Raw genomic sequence first — 25,972 nt, forward strand, 5'->3', positions numbered from 1 at the left:
TTCATGCCTACTTGTGCATCAGCCGCTCGAAGCCCTGCCAGTCGCTCGCCATTGGGTCGTTCAGATGACGGGCGCATCGCTCGCTGAACAGGCGCGGCACCGCGTCCTCCGGGTCGGCCTCGCACACGGCCTCGAACACGCCCATCGCCGCGCCGAACTCGCCTTGGAAGTACAGCGCCATCGCCGATTCGAGCTGTGCGCGTGTCGCAAGCTTCGCCTCCCGGCGAGCCACCGGTTCGGCGTCGATGACCTCATGGAGATCGACGGCGACGTTCTTGCCCTTGACCGCCACGCGATCGACCCGGCGCAACGCGAAGGCTTCCGGCTGCTGCAGGCTGCGGAACATCTGCTCGCCGATGAGAAAACGCCCGCCATAGACCTTGGTGAGCTGCTCGATGCGCGAGGCGAGGTTGACCGTGTCGCCGATCACCGTGCACTGGATGCGGTCGACGCCGCCCACGGTGCCCAGCACGACGGGCCCGGTGTTGGCGCCGATGCCTGCCGCCAGCATTGGCTGCCCCAGCGCGGCGGCCTTGGTGTTGAAGGCTTCCAAGGCACGCCACATGTCGATCCCTGCACGCACGGCCGCGTCCGGCGGTGTGTCGAAGAGCACCTTGATCTCGTCGCCCGCGAAGGAGTCGATGAAGCCGCCGGCCTGCGTGATCTGCTCTTCCATGCTGCGGAAGTAGCGGTTGAGCAGGTCGATGATGCTGCGCGGGTCGAGCCGCTCGGCCAGCGGCGTGAAGCCGCGCAGGTCGGCGAACATCACGGTCATCGTCTTCGCGACGTTCTCGCCCAGGTCCACGCGCGCGATGTCGCGGCGGTCGAGGCTTTCGAGGAACTGGCTCGGCACGAAGCGCCGCTGCGCATCGATGAGCCGTTGCTGGTCCTTGTAGAGCCGGGCGTTCTCGATGGAGATCGACACCTGCGCCGCCAATAGCTTGATCAGTTCGATGCGGTCGTCGGTGAAGACGCCCGCCGTCAGGCTGTTCTCCATGTAGATCGCACCCTCGAACTTGCCATGGCGCTGCAGCGGAATGCACAGCACGGACTGCGGCTGGCGCGCGAGCAGGTACGCATCGCGCGCGAAGCGTCCGGCGCGTGCCGCGTCCTGCAGGACGATCGGGCTGTTGGTGTGCAGCACGTGGTACACGATCGAGATGGGCAGCGCGAGCGCGCCCTCGTTGCCGTCGAAGGGGATGGCGCGCGCCGGCGCGGCGGGCTCGGGGCCGTTCTCGCAGAGGCCTTCGATCATCAACTGGCCTTCGTCGCGCACCACGAAGCAGCCGCGCTGCCCGCCTGCGTTCTCCAGCATGATCCGCATGGTGGTCGTCCACAGGTGCTCCAGCGTGATCTCGCTGGAGATCGCCTGCGATGCCTTGAGCACCGAAGCCAGGTCGAGCGAGGCCGAATCGACGCCCGCCGCCTTCGTGCGAAGCAGGGAACTGAACTCTTCTTCCAGGTGCGTGACCTTGCGCCGCGCCCCCCAGGCTTCGTAGAGGTTGCGTGCGGCGCGCAGATAGCCTTCGGCCTGCTTGCCACGTCCGACGGCCAGCAGGTGCCGTGCGGCCAGCTCGTTGGCCATGGCTTCGTCGCGGCGGAAGCCGGCGTTGCGTGCTGCGTCCATCGCCTGTTCGTATTCGAAGAGCGCAGGCTCGATGCGGCCATCGAGGCGGGCAAGCTCCGCCTGCATGAGCCGCTGCAGGTGCAGGAAGTTCGCGGGGCAGTGCATCGCCCAGCGCGTCATGCGCCGCAGGTCGGCGCGCATGCGTGCGCGCGTCTCGGCCTGTGCGTCCGCCGTCATGCCGGGCAGGCAGGCGGCCAGCGTGAGAAAGGCGACGATGTAGAAGCGGGCCAGTTGCGGCAGCGACATCGCGGAGGCGATGAGCTTGTCCTGCTCGCGCACATGCACCAGCGCCTGCGCATGCTCGCCGTAGAAGTGGAAGATCTCCGCCTTGTAGATGTGGTAGTTGGCCACGCCGGTCATGAAGCGGCGCTGCTGCATGCCTTCGAGGCAGCGCTGCTCGTCGAAGGAGGCATCGTTCATCGAGTACAGCCCGTCGGTCAGGCCGAGGAAGTTGCGCTGCATCTGCAGGAAGAGGGTGCCCGAATCCAGCGAGTCCTGGTATTCGCAGTCGCGCACGATGGTCAGGAAATCGGCGTGCTCCTGCGCGGCCGTCTCCAGGTCGAGCCGCGGGTCCCAGATGATGCAGTCCTGCGCGCTGTAGGCGAGGTAGAGCAGGTCGCCCGACTCGTAGCCGGCCTCGATGCCGCGCCGGAACCACGGCGTCATGGTCGACCAGTGGTTGCTCCAGTGATGGATGAACATCGTGTAGACGAAGATCACGCGGGACTTCAGCGCGATGTCGTCGCTGCGGTCGTTCATGGCCACGGCGAGCTTGCCGTACTCGTAGCCGAGGGCCGGGTCGTCGAGCGCACCGCACAGCAGCATGCCGTAGGCCGCATAGGCAAAGGCCGACTCCGGGCTGTTGCCGTGGCGCAGGGAGATATTGACGGCCTTCAGGACCAGGAACGGAAACAGGTTGCCGCTGCCCGAGAGAAAGGCCGCGGGAAAGATCTCCATCAACAGACGGATCGCGACCTGATGCTCGCGCTCGGTCATCGGCGGCGCGCCGATGAGTTCGGAGATCTTCCTGCCGGCAAGGTTGCGCCGCACCGCCGCGATCTCGCGGCCGATGGCGGCCCGGTCGGGGTTGTCGCTGACCCGCATGCCCAGCAGCGCGAGCCCGGTCGTCGCAGCCTGCATCGACGCGTCCATCTTGCCGGTGGTGGCGTACTGCCGCGTTCGCATCGACAGGATCTCTGCCTTCTCGAGGTTCGTGCGGGCATGGGCCAGCATCTGCTCGATCCACGCTTCGGCTTCCTCGAAGTGGGCGGTCAGGTAGGCGCATTGCTGGTATTCCGTCGCGAGCGCCATGGCCAGATCGGGGTCGCCGCTCCAGGCATCCTCAGGCATCAGTTCCAGGCCGATTCGCAGGTAGCCGAGCGCGGATTCGTAGGACGACGAGCGTTGGGCACGGATGCCCGCGGCCAGGTTCATGCGCGCGAGCGACTTGCGCTCGTCCGCGTCGACGATGAGTCGACGGCATTCGTTGAGGTGGCCGACGATCTCGATCAGCCGCTGTTCGCGTTCTTCCTCGCTGGCATGAAGCTCGATCAGCCGCCCGATCGACAGGTGCACCGCCTCCTTGTGGTCGGCATCGATGAGCGCGTAGGCCGCCTGCTGCACGCGGTCGTGCTGGAAGCGGTAGAGCGGATTCAGCCCTTCCGCGCCGGAGTCCTTGCCGACCAGCTTGTAGTCTTCGTTGAGGGGAACGACCAGATGCCGTTGCAACGCCGGCAACAGGTCCTCGCCGGTCTCGTCCATCGGGCGTTCGTGAATGATCGACAGCGTCCGCAGGTCGAAGGAGTCGCCGATGCAGGCCGCCAGTTGCAGCGCGCGCTGGGTCGCATCCGGCAGCTTGCGCAGATTGGCGAGCACGAAGTCGACCACGTCGCCGTCCAGTCCGCTGCGCCGCACGGCATCCATGTCCCAGCGCCAGCGGCCGGCATCGGGCGCGAAGGCGATGGCGCGCGCCTGCTCCAGCGTCCGCAGCATCTCGGTGAGGAAGAAGGGGTTGCCTTGCGCCCGCTCGTGCAGCAGTTCGGCCAGCGGCCGGCATGTGGCGGCGTCGGTGTGCAGCGCATCGGCGACCAGGTTCTCGACCGCGGTCTGCGCCAGCGGCAGCAGCGCCAGTTCATGGATGGCGCGGCTCTCCTGGATCTCGTTCAACGCAAGCCGCAGCGGGTGGCCGACGTCGACCTCGTTGCTGCGGTAGGCGCCGATGAACAGCAGATGGGGGAGGTCGCGTGCCGTCGCGAGCCAGCGCATCAGGTTGAGCGTCGACGCATCGCTGAACTGCAGGTCGTCCAGAAAGATCACCAACGGCTGCTCGCTCGCGATCGCGCGCACGAAGTTGAGGAAAACGAGCTGCAGCCGGTTCTGCGCTTCGTTGGGCGGCAGGTCGGGCACCTGGGGTTGTGCGCCGATGATCTGCGCCAGTTCGGGGATCAGGTCGAGCAACAGTTGCCCGTTGGGCGCCACGGCGGCATTCAGCTTGTGGCGCAACGCCTCGCGGCGCTCGCCGGATTCGACCATGAGCTGCCGCGCCAGGCTGCGAAAGGCCAGCGAGACCGCCGAGTAGGGCGTGCTGCGCTGGAACTGGTCGAACTTGCCCTGGATCAGGAAGCCCCGCCGCCGCACCAGCGGCTTGGCAATCTCGTTGACGAGCGCGGACTTGCCCACGCCCGAGTGGCCCGAGATCATGCAGAACTCGGTGCCGCCGGCGGCGACCCGCTCGAACAGCGCCAGCAGCGCCGCCTGCTCCGGCTCGCGCCCGTAGAGCCGCTGCGGGATGTTGAACTTGCGCGAGACATCGCGATGGCCGAGCGCGAAGGGCGTGATGGTCCCGGTCTGCGCCAACTCGCGCTGGCAGCGCCCGAGGTCTTCGATCAGGCCGTAGCTGCTCTGGTAGCGGTCTTCGGCATTCTTCGCCATGAGCTTCAGCACGATGGCGGAGACCGGCGCGGGGATTGTCGGATCGAGATCGCTGGGCGAGGGCGGCGCCTTGCCGATGTGGCTGTGCACCCATTCGAGCACCGTGCCCGCATGAAAGGGCAGCTTGCCCGTCAGCAGCTCGAACAGCGTGATGCCGAGCGAATAGAAGTCGGACCGGTAGTCGAGCAGCCGGTTCATGCGGCCCGTCTGCTCGGGCGACATGTAGCGCAGCGCCCCTTCGAGCCGGCGCGAGAGCGCGTCGTTCTGGCGCTCCAGCGACAGTTCCGATGCGATGCTGAAATCGATCAGCCGGATGGCGTCGGCATCATCGACCAGGATGCTGTGCGGCTCGATGTTCTTGTGCACCACGTCGAGCTCGTGCACGCGCGCCAGCGCATCGGCCAGCGAGATCGCGATGCGAAAAAGGCTCTCCAGCGGCAGGCCGCGCTCGCCCTGCACCTCGATTTCGTCGGCCAGCGAATGACCGAAAGGTTCGAGCACGAGCGCCACGTTGCCGTTGCCCCACGGCTCCAGCGCATGCACGCGCACGACGGACTCGATCGCCTGCAGGCGCGACAGCAGGTGGAACTCGCGGCGCAGCTCCGCCACTTCCTGTCGGCCGGGGTACTCGACATCGAGCGTCTTGATGACCACCGGACGGCCATCGGCGACGCGCACGGCCCGGTGGATCGAGCGCCTTTGCGACTGGTGGATGCGCTCGCCGATCTGGTAGCCGGCAATCGTGAGCACGCGGGCCGATGCTAGATGCCGAAGACCCGCTGGGTCCTGTCGGCGTAGGCCTCGGCGGCCGTGTCGCGCAGCGGCGAGCCGTGACCGCAGAGCGCATGGCGATAAGGCAGCGCGCGCAGGCGGGCATAGTCCTCGCCCTTGGGCTCGTTGACCTGCATGAAGAGGGGCCCGAAGTTGGCGGGCTGGAAGAAGCCCATCCCGGCCATCATCTCGCGCGATTGTTCGGAGAAGTACTCGTTCGGCTCGACCCAGTTCTGCAATGCGTCGCAGGCCACGAGGATGCCGCCGGCGCGATCGATGCGGATGATGCTTTCCGGCAGCTTCGTGGTGCCGAAGGCGAAGACGCTGCACCCGGCGAAGGGCATCTCCCCGTCCGGCACGAGGGACTTGTCGACCTGCAGCCCGTGCGCATGCGTGGTGCCGGGCGGTGCCCAGAAGGTGGCGCCGTAGCGCTGCTTGTAGAACGCGTTGTCCTCGTCGTGCAGGGCGCCGATCTGGACGACGTTGACGACGCGGCCGAGCGATTCGAGCCGCGCAAGCCCGGCTTCATCGAGCCGGACCGGATTGATCAGCGTGAGTGCGTCACCATCGCGAACCACCGTCATGTTGCGGCTGAAGTGCCATGGTGCGTTCATGAGCACCGTCTTCATCGTCCCCGTGACGAAGAAGACATCGGGAAAGACCTCTTCCAGCTCGCCGTGCGGTAGGGCGGGGGGCAACGCATCCATCGGGTGACTCCAGGGCATGGGGAAGGCGTGAGCGTACTTCGGCGGCGTCGGCGCGACAAGCAAGACCTCAGTCGTAGGCGAATCTGCCGGCGTAGCGGTACTCGTCCATGTAGGCGTGCAGGTACTCGTCGAGATAGCGGCGTTGCGCGGGTGTCAGGCGGCCGTGGCGCAGGTCGTCGAGGGTCTCGCTTCCGTCCGAGTGGTCGAGCCGCTTGAGGTGGAAGAGCGTCATGTCCTTGCCGCCGAAGTAGCCCTGCAGGAACCGGTGGTAGTCACGGGCGCCGGCCATGTCGAACACCGCGCCGGCCAGCGCCGTGAGATTCGGTTGCCGGGCCAGCGTGGCGGCAGTGAAGGTGGGGTAGTCCCCCGCCGGCGGCACGAAGGGCGCGATGTCGCTTTTCGGCATCACGGGTTGCCGCTGCAGCGCATCGATGTACGCCGCATCCAGGCCGGCGGCCCTCGCACCCTGGAGCAGGATGTTCAGGTAGCGCCGCGTGGGCAGGCAGGCATCGTCGAGGAAGGCGGGCAGTCCCGCATAGGCGATGGCGCGCTGCTCGCCCGTTTCGGTGCCGACGACGACCTCGAAGCGGTCATAACCGTGCCCGTACGCTTCGGCAGCATCGAGCAGGGCGAGGTGCTTCGGCTCGCACAGGTGCAGCACCCCGCGCACCAGATCGGACGGATCGGCGGACCGCTCGATGTTGCCGACGCCGCCCTCGTGCCGGAAGAAGTGCTGCACGTTGAAGCGCAATCGCCAGCCGTGCAGCACGGCCCGTAGCGATGCTCGCGGCTCGACGCCCTTCGCGCACAGCGACTGGAGATCCATGTTGGAGCCATAGCCGAAGTACCAGAACACGAGTCTTCTCCTGTTGCACCTTTGCCAGTTAGTATCCAACGAAAGGGGAGCGGGCTGCCCCGGCCGTGCGGCCGAAGGATGGTCCCGGATGCAGGCAACGACCTTCAACGAGGAGAACCTCAGTGGCCCAGAACGCTCCCGCGAGCCAGGACTTCGTCCTCAGCCGCCAACCTGCGCGCAACACCTTCGCGGGCAATCCGGCCTACCGCCTGTGGCGATTCGACGTCGACGCCGACAGCCTGCTCACGCCGATGCCGCTGGACCCCACAGCCACCCTGGACCCCACCCACCAGCTGGTGCCCATCGGCCGATACCTGCTCGAATGGGGCCCGCTGATGCTGAAGCCCTACCAGCCCTGCTTTCCCTATCGCCTGTTCGCGTTCGATCCGCAAAGCGCCAACCCGCTGGCCACGACACCCGTGCAGCACGGGCTCTGGACCAAGACGAAGTTCTGGCAGTACCGCCCGGACTTCGGCAATCCGCAGGGCGCACACGAAGGCTATGACTCAGGTGAGGAGCTTCTCCTGCTGCCGCTCGGCGGCTTCATGCTCAATGTCATTCCGACCGAAGGGCGCGGCACCTTCCAGCTCTGGAACTTCGACCCCAGTCCGTTGAAGCCGGGCGCCGCCGACCCGTTGCCGCTGCCCTACACGCCGCAGGGCTCCTTCGACTCCATCCAGTTCGGCCACGAGCTGATCCCGCTGGGCAACTACGTGCTCGACCGCCTGCCCGAGACGGGCGAATACTGGCTCTGGAGCTTCGACCCGCAGAACGTGATGCCGCTGGGCCTGCCAGCGATCCAGCAGGGCCAGTGGAAGGACATCGACGCGAGCCACAGCCTCGCGGTGATCGGCGAGCATGTGCTCGACTGGACACCCGCCGACGGCGCCTATCGTCTCTGGCGCTTCGACCCCCGCAGCGCGAATCCACTGACCGGCCCGGTGCGCACCGGCACCTTGCCGCCGGAACTGGACGTGAACACCGTCCTGACGGGCATCCAAGGTCTACGGGCCGTCGATGCGGCGCGCAGCGAGGTGCCGGGCACCATGGATTTCATGCGTTCGAAGATCAAGCACGTCGTCTACCTGATGCTGGAGAACCGCTCCTTCGATCACGTCTGCGGCTGGCTCTACGACAAGGGCGAGACCGGCATCAACTTCGTCGGCGACGACAGGCCCTTCGATGGCGTCGACCTCGACATGTTCAACGTCGACCCCGGCATGAAGGACGCCCAGGGCAATCCGACCAAGGTCCATGTGCTCAAGTACAAGGACGGGGAACTCAGCGACGACTGGGACCTGGACTTCCTGCCCCAGGACCCGTACCACGACAAGTCCGACGTGATGCGCCAGATGTTCTTCGGCAACCGGCAGGGCTACCAGCAGCGCGCGAAGCCGACCATGGACGGCTTCGTGTGGAACAACGGCGTGCACGAGGTGATGTGGACCTATTCGCCCGAGCAGTTGCCGGTGCTCAACGGCCTCGCGAAGGGCTTCGCGGTGTCGGACGCATGGTTCTGCTCGATGCCGGGCGCCACCGACCCGAATCGCGCGATCGCCTTCACGGGCTCGGCCGGATGCACGCTCAACAACTTCCAGAACGGAACCCAGTACACCTACTGGCCGCTCTCGCCGCATCGCCAGTCGATGTGGAAGGTGCTGTGGACCAACGGCTTCACCGATTGGAAGATCTACAACTCCGTGGAGTGGATGAACTTTGTCCACACGTACCACCTGTTCCTGCAGGGGCAGATCCCGTCGGTGGACGCCGCGATCGCGCAGAACGCCACGAGCTTCATCGACGGCATCGAGCAGTTCAAGAAGGACGCGCGGGCAGGCAGGCTCCCCACCTTCAGCATGTTGGAGCCCGCATGGATCGCGACGTCGGGTACGAGCTCCTACCACCCGGGCGCCGACCTGGTCCCGGGCGAGAAGGCATTGAACGAAATCTACGAGGCCTTGCGTGCGGGGCCCGCATGGAACGAGACGCTGCTCGTCATCACCTTCGACGAGCACGGCGGCATCTTCGACCACGCGAGCCCGCCCTACGCGGCGAACCCCTGGCCCAACGACGTCGTCGACGGCTTCCGCTACGACGTCATGGGCGTGCGCGTGCCGACCGTCCTGGTCTCGCCATGGATCGAGGAGAAGACGGTGTTCCGCTCGCCGACCGACGTGGCCTATGACGCGACCTCGTTCATGGCGACGCTGCTGCATTGGTTCGGCATCCCGCAGTCGCGCTGGGCGGTGGGCGAGCGGGTGCAACAGGCGCCGACCTTCGAAGGCGTGTTCCAGCGCACTTCACCGCGCTCCGATGCACCTTCGCTCACGCCGCCCTACGACAGGATGTTCCCGCGTTCGGGCAGTTCGGGCCGCAGCGAGCGGGTGCATGGCCTTCACCGGCTCATGGCGCCGCGCGTGGTGGCGACGCTGGCCGCGGGCAGGCTCAGCCCCGAGGAGATCGGCAGACTCTCGGACGAGATCCTTGCCGGTGCGACCGATCTGAAGACGCTTCACGCGATGCTGGACAACCTGGCGAAGCGCCTGGCCTGAAGCGCGTCACGGAAGAGTCACGGAAGAGTCACGGAAATTCACAGAAGATCCTCGCCGACCAGGGTCGCGAGCAGCGAAAGCCGCAGCCGCCTTGCCCAGGTCGAATCCGGCTCGCCGGCATGCACGACCTCCTGCCGCTGGCCGCTCTGCGCGACCCATTGAAGGCGTTGCTGGTCGTCCACATAGCGGACCTGGTAGCTCCGGGGCAGCCTTTCGTCCCGCAGGAGCATCGCGACCTGGCCGGCCAGCACCGGGCTGTCGACGATGAGGCTCATCTCCGTGTTGCTGTGCGCGGAGCGGCGGTCCATGTTCATGGAGCCGATGGAGAGCCAACGCTGGTCGACCACCGCCAGCTTGGCATGCAGGCGGCCGAGCGAGCCGTGCGGCCCGTCGGCGAGGGACGGCCTGTCGTCGTCCTCCTCGGGCATCAGTTCGTAGAGCGCGACCCGCATCTTCAGCAGCGACGCGCGGTAGCGCGCATAGCCGAAGTGCGCCAGCGGCTCGTCGGTTGTCGCAAGGGAGTTGGTCATGACGGACACGCTCACGTCGCTGTCGGCGGCCCGCTGCAGCACATCCATCGTGCGGCGGCCGGGGATGAAGTAGGGCGAAGCGACCAGCACCTCGGAGGTGGCCAACTGCAGCAGGTCCAGGTTGCCGTTCATGACGACGCCGTCGGCGAGCGAGTCGTTGTCCGCATCGACCTTTTGCGGTGCGTCTGCCACCACGCGCACCGTGGCCATGTGCATCTCGACGCGGCCGGCGGCCAGTTGCGTGCCGACGCTGCTCTGCCCGAGCGAATCGCGCGCCGTGAGTGGCATTGCCGCCGCACCCGCCGCCTGCACAGACTGCTCGAAGCGGCGCCGTGCGTCGGCGGGGTCGAGGCCCTGCGCGGCCAGGCTTTCGATCGGATAGGCGTGGCGGCTGTTCCAGTAGGCGTCGAACACCGCCGCCATCTCGCCCACGACCGCCCCTGTCGAGAGCATGTCCATGTCGATGAAATTGGCGGGTTCGCTGCGGCCGAAGTACGCGTCGGCGATGTTGCGGCCGCCGCTGATGGCGAATGCGCCGTCGACGATGAACAGCTTGTTGTGCATGCGGCGGTTGATGCGCGAGAACTCGTGCATCGAGAGCAGCACCCGCGAGCGCATGCTGCCGTCGCGCACCGGCAGCGGGTTGAACATGCGCAGCTCGACCTGGGGCTGCGCGGCCAGGCCGGCCAGGAACGCGTCTTCGCCGGTGGCGTTCAGGTCGTCCACCAGGACGCGGACGCGCACGCCGCGGGCGGCGGCATCGCCCAGCTCGCGCAGGAACTGGCGGCCCGACGTGTCGTCGGCGATCTGGTAGTACTGCACGTCGATCGATCGCTCGGCGGCGCGCGCCAGCGCAATGCGCGCCTCGAAGGCCTGGTCGCCGGCGGGCAGCAGGCGCAGGGCCGAGAGCTGCGGTTCGTCGGCGGGCAGCGATGCCGCCGCGAGCGCGGCGAGGCGCGTGTCGGCCGCCTCGGTGATCGCCTGGGAAACCGGCCGGTGGACGTTGTCCGGCAGGCTGGCGCAACCCAGCATACCGAGCAGCACCACCACGAAGACCACCAGCGCCACGCCCACGCGCGCCTGGGCCATGCCGAACTCGATCAGGCGCATGGCGATGCTGTGTGCGATCAGCATGCGGCAGCGCTCGGCGGGGGGCTTGTTGGCGGGCTTCATGGCGGGCGGCGACGGCGCAGGGGGTCCTTCGGGTGATACAGCGAATCTAGGCAAAGGCCTCCCACTTCACGAGGAATCAGTACGCATCGAGCGAGTGACAAGGATCACATCCGGGCCCTTGGCGTCACATAATGGATTGATGAACTCGCCCGTCGAAGGCCTCGACGACCGCCTGCCGCAGTCCCTGCTCGACGCCATTGCGCCGCACGGGCTGACGCGCACCTTTCCGGCGCACGCGATCCTCATCAATGAAGGGGATACGACCGACTCGCTCTACATCGTCCTCAGCGGGCGGGTGAAGGTCTACGCCAGTTCGGACGACGGCCGCGAACTGGTGCTCACCGAGTACGGACCCGGCGGTTATTTCGGCGAGCTGTCCATCGACGGCGAGAAGCGCTCGGCCTCGATCAAGGCCATCGAGCCTTGCACCTGCCGGGTGGTCCAGGGCTCGGAACTGCGCCAGTTCCTCGCGGACAACCCCGACTTCGCGGTTCACCTGACCCGCAAGCTGATCCGCATGGTGCGGCGCCTCACCGAGCAGGTGCGCAGCATCGCCCTGCAGGACGTCTACGGCCGCATGGTGCGGGTGCTGACCGAACACTCCGAACCGGTCGGCAACGAGCGCGTGCTGCGCCACAAGCTGACGCAGCAGGACATCGCCGACCGCGTCGGTTCTTCGCGCGAGATGGTGAACCGGGTCATGAAGGAGCTCACCGCCGGCGGCTACGTCGGCCAGCGCGACGGGCGGATGGTCATCCTGCGGAAGCTGCCGCCATCGTGGTAGCCCGGCGCGCACTGTTGCTGGGCGTGGCGCTGCTGCTCGGCGGCTGCACGACCTATGGCGTGGTCGTGAACGTGCCGTCGGCGCCGGGGGAGCAGGGGCCCGTCTATTCGCTGGGTGAATTCGCCCGGAGCCAGCATCGCCGTTCCGACGAACTGAGGCTGGCTGTCGCGTTCTCGGGCGGCGGCACGCGCGCCGCAGCCCTGTCCTATGGCGTCATGCAGGAGTTGCGTGACACGCGTGTGACGCTGAACGGCAAGGAGCAAAGCCTGCTCGATGGGGTCGACATCATCAGTTCGGTCTCCGGCGGCAGCTTCACCTCTGCCTACTATGGCCTCTACGGCAATCGCATCTTCGACGACTACGAGGAGCGCTTCCTTCGCAGCGACGTCCAGGGTGCGCTGCTACGCGGTCTGTTGAATCCCTTGCGCTGGTTCAGCAGCCACGGCCGCACGGAAATGGCGGTGACCTACTACCAGCAGTCGCTGTTCGGCGATGCGACCTTCGGCGACCTGGCCAGGCGCGACGCACCGTTGATCCTGATCAACACCTCCGACTTGAGTTCGAGCGGCCGCTTTTCCTTCGTCCAGGAATATTTCGACCTGATGTGCTCCGACCTGAGCAAGTTCCCGTTGGCTCGCGCCGTCACCGCGTCGAGCGCCGTGCCCGTGATCTTCGGGCCTGTGGTGGTAGAGAACTACAGTGGCTGCGCCAGTGGAATGCCCCCTTGGCTCGCGGCTGCAAAGAAGCGCGACAGCGACAACGACTACCTGAGCATGGTCGTGCAGGACGACCTGGCCTACGAAAACAAGGTCGCCCACAAGTACGCCCAGTTCGTCGATGGCGGGATCACCGACAACCTGGGCCTGCGTGCATTGCAGGATGCGATCGAACTGGCGGGTGGCGCGGAGAGCTATGTCCGGAAGCTCGACGTCGCGACACCGCGTCGCATCGCCATCATCTCGGTCAACGCGGCGGCCGACCAGCCCGCGGGCATCGGCGAGACCAGCCGCGATCCGTCTTTCGAGGAGACGATGAACGCCGTCACCAATATCCAGCTGCATCGCTACAACGTCGCAACGCTGCAGCAGACACGGCAGAACCTCGATCGCTGGACGCGCGAACTCTCGACGCCCGAGCGGCCCGTGAGTTCGTATTTCGTCCAGTTGAGTTTCGAGGACGTGCCCGACCTGCCGCTGCGCCGCTTCCTCAACGGAATCCCGACCAGCTTCGCCCTCGACAAGGAGCAGGTGGCGCAGTTGATCGCGACCGGCCGCGCGTTGCTGCGCAACAGTCCGGAGTTCCAGCGCTTGCTGGCCAGCTTGCGGGCGCAGGAGACGGGCGCGGGCGCGTCGTCGCCTACCGCAGCATCGTCGCGACCTGAACGAAGCCGCTGATCACCAGCGCGTTGCACAGGTCGATGATGAACGCTCCCACCACCGGCACCAGGATGAAGGCCTGCGGCGCGGCGCCGTAGCGCGCACAGATCGCCTGGATGTTCGCGATGGCCGTCGGCGTCGCGCCGAGCCCGAATCCGCACTGGCCGGCCACCAGCACCGCCGCTTCGTAGTTCGCGCCCATCACCCGGTAGGTGACGTAGGTGGTGTAGAGCGCGACCCCGATGCCGTTGAGGGCCAGGATCACGAACATCGGCAGCGCCAGTGACGCCAGCTCCCACAGGCGCAGGCTCATCAGCGCCATCGCGAGGAAGAGCGACAGGGAGACGACGCCGGTAAATGACAGTGCGTGGCCATCGATCTCGTGCACCCGGGCCAGCGCAAGCACGTTGCGCAGCACCGCACCGACGAACAGTGTCCAGACGAAGGTCGGCAGCGTGAACACGGGGTTCTCCGTCCAACGCGAGAGGGCGGTCCCTACTGCCACGCTGGTCGCGACCAGCATGATCGTGACGGTCAGGCGTTCCGCCGTGAATGGCTCGACGGCCTCCGCTTCGTCATGCGCAAGCGCCTGTTCGTCGGACACGCCGAGCGGCTCGCCGCGCGCCTGGAGGCGACGGATCAGACGCATGGCCACGGGCCCGCCGATGACGCCGCCCACGATGAGGCCGAAGGTGGCCGACGCGAGGGCGAGCGCCGGCGCCTCCGCCACGCCGAACTGTTCGGCGAAGCGCTGGCCCCAGGCCGCGCCGGTGCCGTGCCCTCCGGCCATCGTGACCGAGCCGGCGATCAGGCCGATCAACGGGTCGATGCCCATGACCTTCGCCGTGCAGATGCCGATGAGGTTCTCCAGGAGAAGCATGCCGATCACGCAGACGGTGAAGCGAAGCAGCGGACCACCGCCCCTGGCGACCATGCGGGCGTCGGCGCCGAGGCCGATGGTCGCGAAGAAGGCCAGCATGAGGCCGGGCTGCAGCGCCGTGTCGAACGCGATCCGCACGCCCACCGGATGGAGTGCGGCCACGAGGACCGCGGCAACCAGTCCCCCGACGACCGGTTCGGGGATCGAGTACTTGCGCAGGAACGCGATGCGCTTGATCAGAAGTCGACCCACGACCAGCACGAGTGCGGCGATGGCGAGCGTTGCGGGAACGCCGAGGCTGATATCCAAGTTCACTCCTCAAGGTAGCCTGTGAACGGCTTTGGCCCGCATCCTGCCATATTCGTCCGGGCTCCTGCGAGCCCGATGAAGAGGCAGGGTGCGGGCCGAGAGGAACGGTCAGTTCTTCAACGGGCCCGGTGGATCAGGGCGGGCAGGGCGAGGCCGCGGTGGCCAGCGCGATCCCGGCACGCAAGTCCTTCGTCGACTGCGTCGTGTCGTCCACCCCGAAGACGTTCTTCGTGAAGGTGCAGCCGTAGGTCGCCTGCGCGACGGTTGCCGCCGTCACGACGTCGTCGCCCGCGGGCTTCACGCCGTCGCGTTCCCACTTGATCATGTCGTCGAAGGCGGTGACCTGCTCCGCGACGGTGAAGTCGCAGTGCGATGCGCCGCGGATCGCGCGCTGCACCAGCCAATCACTGTTGCCCTTGGCCGCGACGCGCTTGTTGTAGACCTGCTCCATGCTGAAGGGCACGTACAGGTCGCCCAGTGTGTGCAGGGTCACGACCGGGATCTTGAACTCGCCGTTGGCCTTCGGGATCCAGCGCAGTCCGTCCCTGCGCAGGCGGTTGGCATCGGGCTCCGCCGTGAGCTTGAGCGCCGACGCGTTGAGCGCGGCGGAGCCGGCCGTGTCGCCGTCGATCACGTAGGTGAAGCGGTTGGTGTCGACCCCGTTCTTGTTCAGGATGCCCGTGACCGTGCCGTCGCCGCCGAACACGCCCCAGACCAGCGGGAAGGTGCCGCCGTTGGAGAAGCCGAGGCTGAACAACGGGCGCTCGCCGCCGGTGAGGTTCTTGATCACCGATGCGTACTTGACGCCCACGGTGGCCGAGGGCGTCACGGCCGCGGTGGGCGCCGACGGCGACGGGAAGCTCGAGAACAGCGTGCCCGTCACCTGCGCCAGGATGTCGGACCAGTTGGTGAACGGGTACTTGGGCACGCCGGCCAGGGCTTGCGCCGTGACCTGCGCGGCCGCGAAGTAGTCGAACAGCTCGGTGTCGCCGACCACGCCGCACATCGGCACCGCGCCGTTGTACTTGACCTTGTGGTTGGCAGTGGCGAAGGCCTCGTCCTCGATCGCGGCCGCGGTGATGTGGCCGCCCATCGAATGCCCGGTGATGTAGATCTTGCTCGGCGCCGCCAGCGTGCGGCCGGCCGCCGCGGCGATCTTGTTGAACTCCAGGGCCAGCGCGTTGGTGTCCTCGACGCCCACGCGCACGTCGTAGTAGTTCTTGCTGTAGCTCGATGCGGCCCAGGCGTAGCCGTTCTGGATCAGGTAGCGGCGGATCGACGGATTGTTGACGCCCAGCGCGTTGCCGGTGCCTGCATAGCCGTGCGCGTACATCACGAGCTTGCCGTTCCAGTTGGCCGGCACCTCGACGCGGTAGGCCGCGCCGCCGAGCACGCCGGCCCAGCGGCTGGTGGTCGTGTTGTCGACCGTGTCTGCCGCATCGGCCGCGAGTGCCGCGAAGGTGGTGGCCGTCGGCGCCGCGGGCACGAAGGTGTTGCGGTCGTCCTGGGCGCGCTTCTCTTCCGGTGCGGGAGCAGGCGCCGGTGCAGGGGCGGGCGCCGGGGCCGGCGCTGCCGCGATGGGGAGGAAGGCTCCTCCGTTGCCGCCGCCGCCACATGCGGCAAGGCTGAGAGTGGCCGCCAGCGCCAGGAGCTGGGCACGATTCTTTTGCATGGGTTTTGTCTCCGTGATGTGAATACACAAACCGGCGCCGCACTGCCTGGACAGTGCGGCGCCGGCGGTCGGAGCGTAGGGGGACGTGCGTGCGGTCCGGTGCGGAGTTACCCGGAGCCGCTATCACCTAGGCGACACGAGGGTCGCGGAACTACCCGTCGGCGGGCGTCGCGACGGCGTACACCTCGACCGGTGCCGCCTTGCCCCGGAACGCCGCGGGGCCCAGGTGCTCGACGACGATCCGTCCATCGAGCGCGAACTGCGTGGCCGTGTCGATCAGGATCAGGCGCCCGGCAAGCTTGGTGTGTTCCTCGAGCCGCGCAGCGAGGTTCACCGTGTCGCCGATGCAGGTGTAGGTCGCGCGCTGCTGCGTGCCGGTGTAGCCCGCGACCATCTCGCCGGTCGCGACGCCCACGCCCATGCGGATCGCCTTCTTGCCGGTCGCCGTGCGTTCGAGGTTCAGCAGGTCGATCATCTCCACCATCTCGAGCGCAGCGCGCACCGCAGCCGCGCCGTGGTCCTCCAGCGGCAGCGGCGCGCCGAAGATCGCCATCAGGCCGTCGCCGATCATCTGGTTGACCACGCCGCCATGGCCATTGATCGCGTCGAACATCAGCGTGTAGTAGGTGTTCAGCAGCTCGATCGTCTCTTCGGGTGGCTGCGATTCGACGATCGAAGTGAAGCCGCGGATGTCGCAGAACATCACCGTGGCGAAGACTCGCCGTCCGCCCAGAGCGAAGCCCGATTGCTGCAGGTCCTGGGCGACTTCCGAAGTCGCGAAGCGGCGGACCATCTCCTTTTGCTGGTCGCGCAAGCGCTTCTTCTCCAGACTGGCGCCGATGCGTGCCTTCAGCAGCACCGCATTGACGGGCTTGTGCAGGTAGTCTTCCGCGCCCAGTTCGATGCAGCGCGCGATGTCGGCGACACCTTCGAGCGACGAGGTCACGATCACGGGCAGGTCCTTGAGCTTGACGTCGGCGCTGAGGTGTTCCAGCACCTCGAAGCCGGTCATCTCGGGCATCTCCATGTCGAGCAGCAGCAGGTCGAAGGGCTCGCGCCGCAACATCTCCAGCGCGATGCGGCCGTTCTCGGCGCACTGGACGGTGTGGCCCTGCAGTTCGAGGCTTCGCGTCAACAGCAGGCGGTTGACCTTGTTGTCATCTGCTACCAGCAGGCGCGCGGGCGCATGGCGCAGGTCAACCATGGCTCAGTTCCTGGAGGGCGGCGGCGGCGCGCGCGTATTCGGCCGCGAGTGCGTCGAGCGCGTTCGATTGCCGGGCGGCGGCGAGTCCTCCGAGCTCCTGCTCGCGCGCCATGGCCCCGAGCGTGAGCGCGCCGAAGGTGAGGCTGTTCGACTTCAGCGAATGCGCCGCGCGGCGGAAGGTATCGGCATCGCCCGCGGCCAGTGCGTCGCGGAGTTCCTTCAGCATTGCGGGTGCTTCCTCGAGAAAGGTCTGTACCAGTTCCTTCACGAAGTCGGCCCCCGCGGCTTCCTGCAGCTCCGAGAAGGTCGCGCGGTCGATCGTTGCCTGGCTCTTGTCATCTCTCACGTCATCGGTCCTTTCGTGCGGGCACGCTGTTCAATGCTTCGACCAGCCGGTCGACGCGGATCGGCTTGGTCAGGTAGTCGTCCATGCCGGCTTCCATGCACATTTCGCGGTCGCCTTGCATCGCGTTGGCCGTCATCGCCACGATGCGCGGTCGCGATGGAGGATCCAGCAATGTGCAGATCTGCCGGGTAGCGTCCAGCCCGTCGAGTTCGGGCATCTGTACGTCCATCAACACCACATCGTAGGCTTGTCGCTGCACCGACTCCACGGCCTCGATGCCGTTGGAGGCCAGGTCCGCGCGGTAGCCCATCTGCTGCAGCAGGCGCATCGCGAGCTTCTGGTTCACCGCGTTGTCTTCGGCGAGCAGGATGCGAAGCGGATGGCGCGCAGCCATGGTGGGGTCGATCTGCGGCTTGGTCGCAGCACCGGGCGCGGGCTTCGCGGGCGCGTCGTGCGCGAGCAGGCTCACCAGCGTGTCGAAAAGGTGCGACTGGCGGATCGGCTTGGCCAGGTAGGCGTTGAACAGCGCACTGGCATCGCCGATTTCGCGCCGGCCGAGCGAACTGAACAGCACGAGCGGCAGCGCCGGATGACCGGCGCGGATGCGCCTGGCGAGGGCGACGCCGTCCATCCCGGGCATGTGCATGTCGAGGATCGCAAGATCGAAGCGCTCGCCCTGTTCTAGCCAGCGCAAGGCCTCGGCCGGGGATTCGGTGTCACGCGCTTCCATGCCCCACTTGCCTGCCTGGAGCGCGAGCACGCGCCGGTTGGTCGCGTTGTCGTCGACGATCAGCAGGCGCTTGCCGAGCAGGTCGGCCTGCTCGCCGATGAAGTCGCGGCGTGCGCTCGGGGGCAGTTGCGCGAGCGGCACCTCGATCGTGAAGAAGAAGGTCGAGCCGGTGCCCGGCCCGTCGCTCTCGACCCACATGGTGCCGCCCATCAGTTCGGCCAGGCGCTTGCTGATCGCCAGGCCCAGGCCGGTGCCGCCGTACTTGCGCGTGGTGCTGGAGTCGGCCTGCGAGAAGGACTGGAACAGGCGGCCCATGCCTTCCCTGGTCAGTCCGATGCCGGTGTCGCGCACCGCGAAGGTCAGGGTGACCTTGTCCGCGGGCAGGGCCTTCGCGCCGACCGTCACCACGACTTCGCCGGCCTCGGTGAACTTGACCGCATTGCTCATCAGGTTGAGCAGGACCTGCCGCAGCCGCGTGAGGTCGCCGCTCACGGCGGGAGGCACATCGCCCTCGAACACGTAGGCGATGTCGAGGTTCTTCTCGGTAGCACGCGTGCTCACCAGGTCGAGCGCAGACTCCACGCAGTCGCGCAGGTCGAAGGGATGCTGCTCGATGTCCATCCGGCCGGCCTCGATCTTCGAGTAGTCGAGGATGTCGTTGATGATGGTCAGCAGCGCATCGCCCGAGTCGCGGACGGTCGAGACGTAGTCCTGCTGCTCGGCGTCGAGCTTCGTGTCGAGCAGGAGGCCGCTCATGCCGATCACCGCGTTCATCGGCGTGCGGATCTCGTGGCTCATCATCGCGAGGAAGGCGCTCTTCGCTTCGTTGGCGGCCTCGGCCGCGGCGCGCGCCTCGCGGGTCTCATTGAACAGACGCGCGTTCTGGATGGCGATCACCGCCTGGTCCGCGAAGGTCTTCAGCAGCTTGAGGTCCTTGTCGGCGAAAGGCCCCGGCGGCTGGCGGGTGACGTGGATCGATCCGATGAACTGGTCCTCCCACATCAGCGGCGCGACCATGATCGCGTAGGTGCCGATCTGCTCCGCCACCTGCCGGATGAAATAGGGCGCCTCTCGCTGGGCGAGCACATCCGGAATATGGAAGACGCCGGGCCCTCTCATGGACAGGCCCAGCGGCGTGCGATCGATGGGGCGCGGATAGAACTGTTCGAGCACTTCGCGCGCCGAACCGCGATGCGCGCCCAGATGCACCATCCCGTCGTCGCCGACCAGCGAGATGCCCACCTGCCGGCCGGAAAACAGGCGCTGGCAGCTTTCCAGGATCTTGTCGAACACGGGTCGCGCGTCCTCCATGGAGCCGCTGATGACCTGCAGCACTTCGGCCGTGGCGGTCTGCTGCTCCAGCGCCTCGCGCGTCTCGTTGAAGAGGCGCGTGTTCTCGATGAGCGACTCGCTCAGCTCGGCGGTGCGCTCCTCGACCTTTCGCAGCGCCTGCTGCGTTTCGTTGAACAGGCGCGCGTTCTGGATTGCGATCACTGCCTGGTCGGCGAAGGTCTTGAGCAGCGCCCGCTCGCTGCGCCGGAAGGGCCCCACCTCTTTGCGCTGCATGCTCAGCAGACCGATGCCGCGGCCCTGCCACATCAGCGGTGCGGCCAGGTTGGCGAAGCTCCCCCCGAGCTGGCGGGCGTTGCGTTGCAGCACGGGCGGTGCCCCTGCGTCATTCAGGACGTCGGCGAACTCCACCAGTTCACCGCTGCGGAAGGCAAGCTCGGCCGATGTGTCGGACGGCGGCGCCGGATAGCTCATCTGCATCAACGGCTGGAGTTCGGCGGCGCGCGCCTCGCCGATCGCGGCGCGGCCAGCGGCGGTCATCATCCACCGCTCGAGCGCGAGTTGGCCGTCGTCGTCGACCATCATCAGCGCGAAGGAACTGGCGTCGAACAGCCGGTCGCAGCACTCGAGGATCTTGTCGAACACCGGGCCCGGGTCGGCCACGGAACTGCCGATCACGTGCAGCACTTCGGCGGTCGCGGTCTGGTGCGCCAGCGTCTCCTGCGTCTCGTCGAACAGGCGAGCGTTTTCCAGCGCGACGCCCATGCTCGCCGCCACGGTTTCGAGGAGGCGGACCTCGTCGGCCTCGAAGGCGTATTCGCGTTCGTGGTTCTGCAATCCGATGGCGCCCAGCACGCGGTCTCGGCCGATGATGGGGACGGCCGCGATCGAATGCGCCCAATCGGTCCCCGGCGCGGGGTGGAGACCGGCCTGGGTCTGCTCCTCGCGTGTGTTCGCCACGCGCACCTCGCGCATGTGGAGGATCCGTACGAGCGGTTCGTCCGCCTTGATCGATCGTGGCGGCGGCAGGGGCAGTGGCTGGTTGTGCTCGTAGCGGTACAGCACCTGGATCAGGTCGGTCTTCTCGTCCCACCAGAGGATGTTCACGTCGCCGGAGTCGAACACCTCGCGCAGCTTGTCGCCCACCATCCGGATGATGGCCTCGAATCCCAGCCGGTCGGCCATGCCTTGCTGGATGCTGTCGATGAGGGTGAGCGCGCCGGCATGCTGCGCCAGTTCGGCGTTGCGCTCGGCCAGGCGGTGCTCCACGTCCTCGCGGGCGCGCAGGTTGAAGAGGGCCCCTGCAGCCTGGCTCGCCAGCGTGGAAAGCAGGTCGCGGTCCGCATCCCGGAAGCGTCCGACAGCGCCTTCGATATCGGCGTAGAGGAATCCGGGCAGGGCGTCCTGCGCCATCAACGGGGCGATCAGGCATGAGCGCTGGGCGGCGGGTTTGGCCCCGGCGGGTCCGTGCCGAAGGCTTGCGGTGCGCGCGCGGCGGGCTTCGGCGAGCCACGGTTCGATGGCGCGGAGCAGGCTGTCGGCGTCTTCGCCGGGTGGCAGCATCGAGCCGGCGATCCGCAGGCCGTCGCCGGCTTCGAGGACGAGGAGCACCCGCTGGGCACCGCTCAGATCCGCTGCTTCCCGAACCAGATAGCCGTGCAGTTCGCTTTCACTGCGCATGCGATTCAGCCGCAGGCCGCTCTCGACCAGCCGCTCGAACGGCTCGCGCGGCCGCGCATCGGCGCGCAGCGCGTGCATCGACAGTGGCCGGGACCGGGACTCTGCCATGGGGCAATTGCTCCTGCGATCAGGGGATGGTGCGCGAGCCGCGCACACGGCGTGGAGTCTAGCGAAGCAGCGGCAGAATGCGCAGCCTTCGGTCAGGGAACGAAAAGCCGCTGCACCAGCCCCCGCAACCAGATGTTCGACGCATCCTGGTGGAAACGCCGGTGCCAGAACTGGTGCACCTCGACCACGGGCGCCTTGAACGGCGGGTCGACGATGCGGATGCTGGCGTAGCGCATGCAGATGTTCGCCAGGTCGCGCGGCACGGTCGCGACCAGGTCCGAGGCCTCGATGATGGGCAGCAGACTCATGAAATGCGACAGCCCGACCAGCACGCGCCGCTTCAGCCCCCGGCGCTGCAGGAACTGGTCGAGCAGGTGCTCGCGGCCGTCCGGGCTCACCACCGCATGGGAGGCCGCGAGGTAGGTCTTGAGCGTCAGGCGCTCGCCAATGGTGGGATGGTCGCCGCGCACGATGCACACGTAGTCGTTGCGAAACAGCTTCTGCAGGAAGAAGCCGGCCTTCTGAAGGTCCGGAAGGTAGCCGATGGCGAGTTCGGCCGCGCCGGTCTCCAGCGCCTCGGCCGCCGCCTGGCGCGGCATCGACAGGGTGCGGAGGTCGCAATGCGGCGCCTCCTGCGCGAAGGCGGCCAGGATGCGCGGGAGGAAATGAACCTCGGCAATGTCCGGCGTGACGAGGGTGAACACCTTGCTGGCGTCGAGTGGGTCGAATCCCGGCGCCGGGAGGATGTCGGCCTTGATTGTCTCGATGACGCGCCGCACCGCGGCGTCCAGTTCGGCCGCGCGCGGCGTGGGTTGCATGCCGGCGCCGGTCTTCACGAACAGCGCATCGTTGAACAGCAGCCGAAGCCGCGAGACGGCCGCGCTCATGGCGGGCTGGCTCAGGCCGATCGCCTCGGCGGCGCGGGTCACGCTGCGGTGCTCCGACATGGCGTGGAAGGCCACCAGCAGGTTGAGATCGACTTGCCTGATATCCATGCGGTGGATTCTATGTATATGGAGAATCCACTTCATCAATGCACCCCCGCTGCCTAGACTTCGCCGAACGCGCGCCGCTGACATGCGTCGACGCGGCATTGAAGGAGCGCAAATGAGTTCACCCTGGATCAGCGGCCTGCGCAGCGTCGCACTCGACGTGCCCGACCTCGCACGCGCGGAAGATTTCTATACCCGTGTATGGAACCTGCAAGTTGCCGCGCGTACGGACGACGCGCTCTACCTGCGCGGAACCGGCGCCGATCACCACCTCCTGGCACTGCACCGTGGCGGCACCGCGTGCGCGATTCGCCACGTGACCTTGCGGGCACGCAGTGCCGAGGCCTTGCAATCCGTTGCCGACGCGACGGCTGGCGCCGGAGGACGAATCGTTGAACCGCTCACAGCCGTCACGGAACCCGGAGGCGGCACCGCTCTCACGCTGCGTGATCCTGACGGTCGCCTGCTGCAGGTGGTCCACGGCGATGCCTTGCACGCCGACGCGCACGAGGCGAAGGACCGCCCGACACGGCTCGCCCACGTCGTGCTCAACAGCCACGACGTGGCCGCGACGCAGGCCTTCTTCGAGCAGGCGCTGGGCTTCCGTCTGGCCGATCGCACGCGGATCATGGCCTTCCTCAACTGCAACAGCGACCACCACAGCGTCGCGCTCGGCGACACCGACAACGATGCGCTCAACCACATCGCCTTCGTGATGCCCGACCTCGAATCGGTCATGCGCGGCGGCGGCCGCATGAAGGACGCCGGCCATGCCATCGAATGGGGCCCCGGCCGCCACGGGCCGGGCGACAACGCCTTCAACTACTTCATCGGCCCCTTCGGCGAAGTGATCGAGTACACGGCCGAGGTCGAGCAGATCGACGACAGCTACGTCGCAGGCGGCCCGGCCGACTGGACATGGCCGCCCGGCCGTGTCGACCAGTGGGGCATTTCGCAGCCGCCATCCGCGCGCCTCAAGGAAGCGCAGCGACAGGTTTTCTTCATCCCGACTCTGGAGCATCCATGAAATTCACCACCTTCCTGCACGACAGGCGCGCACGCCTCGGCGTGGTCGACGGCGACCAGATCATCGACCTGAACGCGAGCCAGCCGCAGGTGCCCTCGGACCTGCGTGCGGCGCTGGCTGCCGGCGTCGATCTCTTGGCCGCTGCCAAGGCGGCCATCGCATCGGGCGCACCGCGCCTTCCGTTGGGCCAGTCCCTCGCGCCACTGGTGCCCGAGCCAGGCAAGATCATCTGCCTTGGCCTCAACTACTTCGATCATGCGAAGGAGGGCGGACGCGACAAGCCGGAGTACCCGTGGTTCTTCTTTCGTGGGGCGACCTCGCTCGTCGCGCACGGCGCACCGGGCATCCTGCCGAAGGTCTCCGGCAAGTTCGACTACGAGGCCGAGCTTGCACTGGTCATCGGCCGCCGCGTGCCGCGCCATGTGACGCAGGAAGCTGCGCCCGGCTACGTGTTCGGGTACACCTGCTTCAACGACATGTCGGTGCGCGACTATCAGAAGCGCACGCCGCAGTGGACCATCGGCAAGAACTTCGACGGCACCGGCGGCTTCGGACCGGTGCTGGTCACCGCCGATGAACTGCCACCCGCGGCCACGGGCCTGAAGATCCAGGGCCGGCTCAACGGCGAAGTCATGCAGAGCGCGAACACCAGCGACATGATCTGGGGCGTGGCCGAGACCATCTCCCTGCTGAGCGACGTGCTCACGCTGGAGCCCGGCGACGTGATCGTGATGGGCACGCCCGCCGGCGTCGGCCAGGCACGCACGCCGCCGGTGTGGATGAAAGCGGGCGACACCTTCGAGGTCGAGATCGAGCGCATCGGCACGCTCGTGAATCCGGTCCGCGCCGAGGACTGAAGGCATGGCTTCATCGGTTCAGCGCGGCGTCGAATTCGATGTCGCGGTGGTCGGCTTCGGCCCCTCTGGCGCGGTGGCCGCCGGCCTGCTCGCGGGCATGGGCCTGCGCGTGTGGGTGTGCGACCGTTCGCGCGAGGTCTACGACAAGCCGCGTGCCATCGCCGTGGACCACGAGATCCTTCGCGTGTTCCAGCAGCTCGGCGTGATGGAGGCCGTGGCGCCGCATCTGGAGGCTTTCACACCTTCGGAGTACTTCGGTGTGGACGGCCAGCTCATCAAGCGGCTGACCATGGTCGCGCCGCCGTATCCGCTGGGCTACACGCCATCGAACGTGTTCTCGCAGCCGCCGGTCGAGGCCGCATTGCGTGCGCACGTGCACGGGCTCGCCAACGCGACCGTCGAACTCGGGACCGAGGTGACTTCGCTGGCGCAGGACGGGGAGGGCGTCACGCTGCAATGGCGCAACGACGACGGGCACGAAGGCAGCACACGCGCCCGGTGGGTGGTGGCTTGCGACGGTGCCTCCAGCAGCGTGCGCGAACAGGTCGGCATCGTGCTCGAAGACCTGTCGTTCGATGAGCCGTGGCTGGTGGTCGACGTCCTTGCCAATGCAAGCGGGCTCGCGAAGCTGCCCGAGACCAGCGTGCAGTACTGCGAACCCGATCGACCCTGCACGATGGTGATCGGCCCCGGCAACCACCGCCGCTGGGAGATATCCCTCAAGTCGGGCGAAGACCCGCAGAAGGTCGTCGAGCCCGAAGAGACGTGGAAGCTGCTGTCCCGCTGGCTGTCGCCTGTGGACGGCACGCTGTGGCGGCAGGCGAGCTATCGCTTCCATGCCCTCGTGGCCGATCGCTGGCGCAGCGGCCGCGTCTTCGTCGCGGGCGACGCGGCGCACCAGCAGCCCCCCTTCCTCGGGCAGGGCATGTGCCAGGGCGTGCGCGACGTGGCCAACCTTGCCTGGAAGCTCTCGGCCGTGTGCAAGGGCGAAGTGCGCGGTGCGGCCGAGGCATTGCTGGACAGCTACGGCATCGAACGCAAGCAGCACGTGCGCGAACTCACCAGCCGCATCAAGGGCATCGGCGCGGTGATCTGCGAGCGCGACGAGGCCAAGGCCCGCGAACGCGATGCGCGGATGCTGGCCGAATGCGGAGGCGTCGTGCGAGACATGCCGCGACAGGATGTATTGCCGCGGCTCGAAGGCGGACTGCTGTCACCCACCGTCCATGCCGCGAACGGGACGATCTTTCCGCAGCCCTGGATCGAAAGGGGCATGGAGTGCCTGCGCTTCGACACGCTGGCGGGCAACGGCTGGTGGCTGGTGCTCGACTCGACATTCGACGTGGTCGACGCCGCTGCGTTGTCCGACGGCGCACCCGGCATCACGACCCTGCGCCTCGACGACTCACTGCACGAAAGCGATGGCGTGGCCGCCGACTGGTTTCGCCGGAACGGCTGCCGCGCCGCCATCGTCCGCCCCGATCGCTATGTGTATGGAGTGGCCTCTAGCGCCGCGGAACTCGACACGCAATTGGGCGCACTCGCCGCCCGGTTCGGCTGATCTCTCATC

The 25,972-nt window shown here is 67.3% G+C and carries 16 protein-coding genes; 6 read left to right on the forward strand and 10 right to left on the reverse strand.

Going from position 1 to position 25,972, the window contains the following annotated elements; genetic code table 11:
* Positions 1-7: 7 nt before the first annotated feature.
* The 3 genes from AC1D3B_RS04610 to AC1D3B_RS04620 form a co-directional block, all read right to left on the reverse strand.
* Positions 8-5,308 carry an AAA family ATPase gene (locus tag AC1D3B_RS04610; RefSeq protein ID WP_478189475.1) on the reverse strand — a complete coding sequence of 1,767 codons (5,301 nt, stop codon included), beginning with the start codon at positions 5,306-5,308 and terminating at the stop codon, positions 8-10.
* An 11-nt stretch (positions 5,309-5,319) separates the two neighbouring features.
* A complete protein-coding gene (locus AC1D3B_RS04615) occupies positions 5,320-6,036 on the reverse strand; it encodes an MBL fold metallo-hydrolase (RefSeq protein ID WP_478189476.1) in 717 nt (238 codons plus the stop codon).
* A gap of 67 nt (positions 6,037-6,103) precedes the next feature.
* Complete coding sequence (locus tag AC1D3B_RS04620) at positions 6,104-6,892, reverse strand: gamma-glutamylcyclotransferase family protein (RefSeq protein ID WP_478189477.1); 789 nt, start codon at positions 6,890-6,892, stop codon at positions 6,104-6,106.
* Positions 6,893-7,014: 122 nt separating this feature from the next.
* Here AC1D3B_RS04620 and AC1D3B_RS04625 point away from each other — a divergent pair, with 122 nt between their 5' ends.
* Positions 7,015-9,444 (forward strand): alkaline phosphatase family protein, encoded by a 2,430-nt coding sequence (locus AC1D3B_RS04625; protein WP_478189478.1) that lies wholly within the window; start codon positions 7,015-7,017, stop codon positions 9,442-9,444.
* Positions 9,445-9,482: 38 nt separating this feature from the next.
* Here AC1D3B_RS04625 and AC1D3B_RS04630 read toward each other — a convergent pair whose 3' ends face one another.
* Positions 9,483-11,147, reverse strand: a complete 1,665-nt coding sequence (locus tag AC1D3B_RS04630) for a phospholipase D-like domain-containing protein (protein ID WP_478189479.1) — start codon at positions 11,145-11,147, stop codon at positions 9,483-9,485.
* Between the two features lie 139 nt (positions 11,148-11,286).
* Between AC1D3B_RS04630 and AC1D3B_RS04635 the strand changes: the two genes are divergently transcribed.
* The gene (locus AC1D3B_RS04635; RefSeq protein WP_478189480.1) at positions 11,287-11,931 is read left to right on the forward strand and encodes a Crp/Fnr family transcriptional regulator; all 645 of its coding nucleotides are present in this window, start codon (positions 11,287-11,289) and stop codon (positions 11,929-11,931) included.
* The gene (locus AC1D3B_RS04640) at positions 11,925-13,325 is read left to right on the forward strand and encodes a patatin-like phospholipase family protein (protein ID WP_478189481.1); all 1,401 of its coding nucleotides are present in this window, start codon (positions 11,925-11,927) and stop codon (positions 13,323-13,325) included. Before AC1D3B_RS04635 ends, AC1D3B_RS04640 begins: the two co-directional genes overlap by 7 nt.
* On the opposite strand, the gene gltS is transcribed toward AC1D3B_RS04640, so the two are convergent.
* The 6 genes from gltS to AC1D3B_RS04670 form a co-directional block, all read right to left on the reverse strand.
* On the reverse strand, positions 13,288-14,496 hold the full coding sequence (gltS, locus tag AC1D3B_RS04645; protein WP_478189482.1) for a sodium/glutamate symporter: 1,209 nt from the start codon (positions 14,494-14,496) through the stop codon (positions 13,288-13,290). The two genes, AC1D3B_RS04640 and gltS, sit on opposite strands and share 38 nt — an antisense overlap.
* Positions 14,497-14,629: 133 nt before the next feature.
* Complete coding sequence (locus AC1D3B_RS04650) at positions 14,630-16,168, reverse strand: alpha/beta hydrolase family protein (RefSeq protein WP_478189483.1); 1,539 nt, start codon at positions 16,166-16,168, stop codon at positions 14,630-14,632.
* Positions 16,169-16,319: 151 nt separating this feature from the next.
* Positions 16,320-17,372, reverse strand: a complete 1,053-nt coding sequence (locus AC1D3B_RS04655; protein WP_478189484.1) for an adenylate/guanylate cyclase domain-containing protein — start codon at positions 17,370-17,372, stop codon at positions 16,320-16,322.
* Positions 17,365-17,718, reverse strand: a complete 354-nt coding sequence (locus AC1D3B_RS04660; RefSeq protein ID WP_478189485.1) for an Hpt domain-containing protein — start codon at positions 17,716-17,718, stop codon at positions 17,365-17,367. Before AC1D3B_RS04660 ends, AC1D3B_RS04655 begins: the two co-directional genes overlap by 8 nt.
* 1 nt (position 17,719) lies before the next feature.
* On the reverse strand, positions 17,720-21,526 hold the full coding sequence (locus AC1D3B_RS04665; RefSeq protein ID WP_478189486.1) for a response regulator: 3,807 nt from the start codon (positions 21,524-21,526) through the stop codon (positions 17,720-17,722).
* Between the two features lie 92 nt (positions 21,527-21,618).
* Positions 21,619-22,521, reverse strand: coding sequence for a LysR family transcriptional regulator (locus tag AC1D3B_RS04670; protein ID WP_435517503.1), 903 nt, complete (start codon positions 22,519-22,521; stop codon positions 21,619-21,621).
* A 112-nt stretch (positions 22,522-22,633) separates the two neighbouring features.
* Between AC1D3B_RS04670 and AC1D3B_RS04675 the strand changes: the two genes are divergently transcribed.
* The 3 genes from AC1D3B_RS04675 to AC1D3B_RS04685 are packed head-to-tail and all read left to right on the forward strand — an operon-like array spanning position 22,634 to position 25,963.
* Positions 22,634-23,545: a VOC family protein gene (locus AC1D3B_RS04675; RefSeq protein ID WP_478189487.1), complete on the forward strand. Its 912-nt coding sequence runs from the start codon at positions 22,634-22,636 to the stop codon at positions 23,543-23,545.
* Complete coding sequence (locus AC1D3B_RS04680; RefSeq protein ID WP_478189488.1) at positions 23,542-24,402, forward strand: fumarylacetoacetate hydrolase family protein; 861 nt, start codon at positions 23,542-23,544, stop codon at positions 24,400-24,402. The genes AC1D3B_RS04675 and AC1D3B_RS04680 overlap by 4 nt, the downstream gene beginning before the upstream one ends.
* Before the next feature lie 4 nt (positions 24,403-24,406).
* On the forward strand, positions 24,407-25,963 hold the full coding sequence (locus AC1D3B_RS04685) for a bifunctional 3-(3-hydroxy-phenyl)propionate/3-hydroxycinnamic acid hydroxylase (RefSeq protein WP_478189489.1): 1,557 nt from the start codon (positions 24,407-24,409) through the stop codon (positions 25,961-25,963).
* Positions 25,964-25,972 lie beyond the last annotated feature (9 nt).

This window comes from Variovorax sp. P5_A3 (assembly GCF_056400665.1).

Excerpts from the sequence above, each read along its gene's own strand:
- AC1D3B_RS04615 (WP_478189476.1), bottom strand. The coding sequence starts at position 6,036 with ATGGATGCGTTGCCCCCCGCCCTACCGCACGGCGAGCTGGAAGAGGTC.
- AC1D3B_RS04630 (WP_478189479.1), bottom strand. The coding sequence starts at position 11,147 with ATGAAGCCCGCCAACAAGCCCCCCGCCGAGCGCTGCCGCATGCTGATC.
- AC1D3B_RS04635 (WP_478189480.1), top strand. The coding sequence starts at position 11,287 with ATGAACTCGCCCGTCGAAGGCCTCGACGACCGCCTGCCGCAGTCCCTG.
- AC1D3B_RS04650 (WP_478189483.1), bottom strand. The coding sequence starts at position 16,168 with ATGCAAAAGAATCGTGCCCAGCTCCTGGCGCTGGCGGCCACTCTCAGC.
- AC1D3B_RS04655 (WP_478189484.1), bottom strand. The coding sequence starts at position 17,372 with ATGGTTGACCTGCGCCATGCGCCCGCGCGCCTGCTGGTAGCAGATGAC.
- AC1D3B_RS04665 (WP_478189486.1), bottom strand. The coding sequence starts at position 21,526 with ATGGCAGAGTCCCGGTCCCGGCCACTGTCGATGCACGCGCTGCGCGCC.
- AC1D3B_RS04670 (WP_435517503.1), bottom strand. The coding sequence starts at position 22,521 with ATGGATATCAGGCAAGTCGATCTCAACCTGCTGGTGGCCTTCCACGCC.
- AC1D3B_RS04675 (WP_478189487.1), top strand. The coding sequence starts at position 22,634 with ATGAGTTCACCCTGGATCAGCGGCCTGCGCAGCGTCGCACTCGACGTG.
- AC1D3B_RS04680 (WP_478189488.1), top strand. The coding sequence starts at position 23,542 with ATGAAATTCACCACCTTCCTGCACGACAGGCGCGCACGCCTCGGCGTG.
- AC1D3B_RS04685 (WP_478189489.1), top strand. The coding sequence starts at position 24,407 with ATGGCTTCATCGGTTCAGCGCGGCGTCGAATTCGATGTCGCGGTGGTC.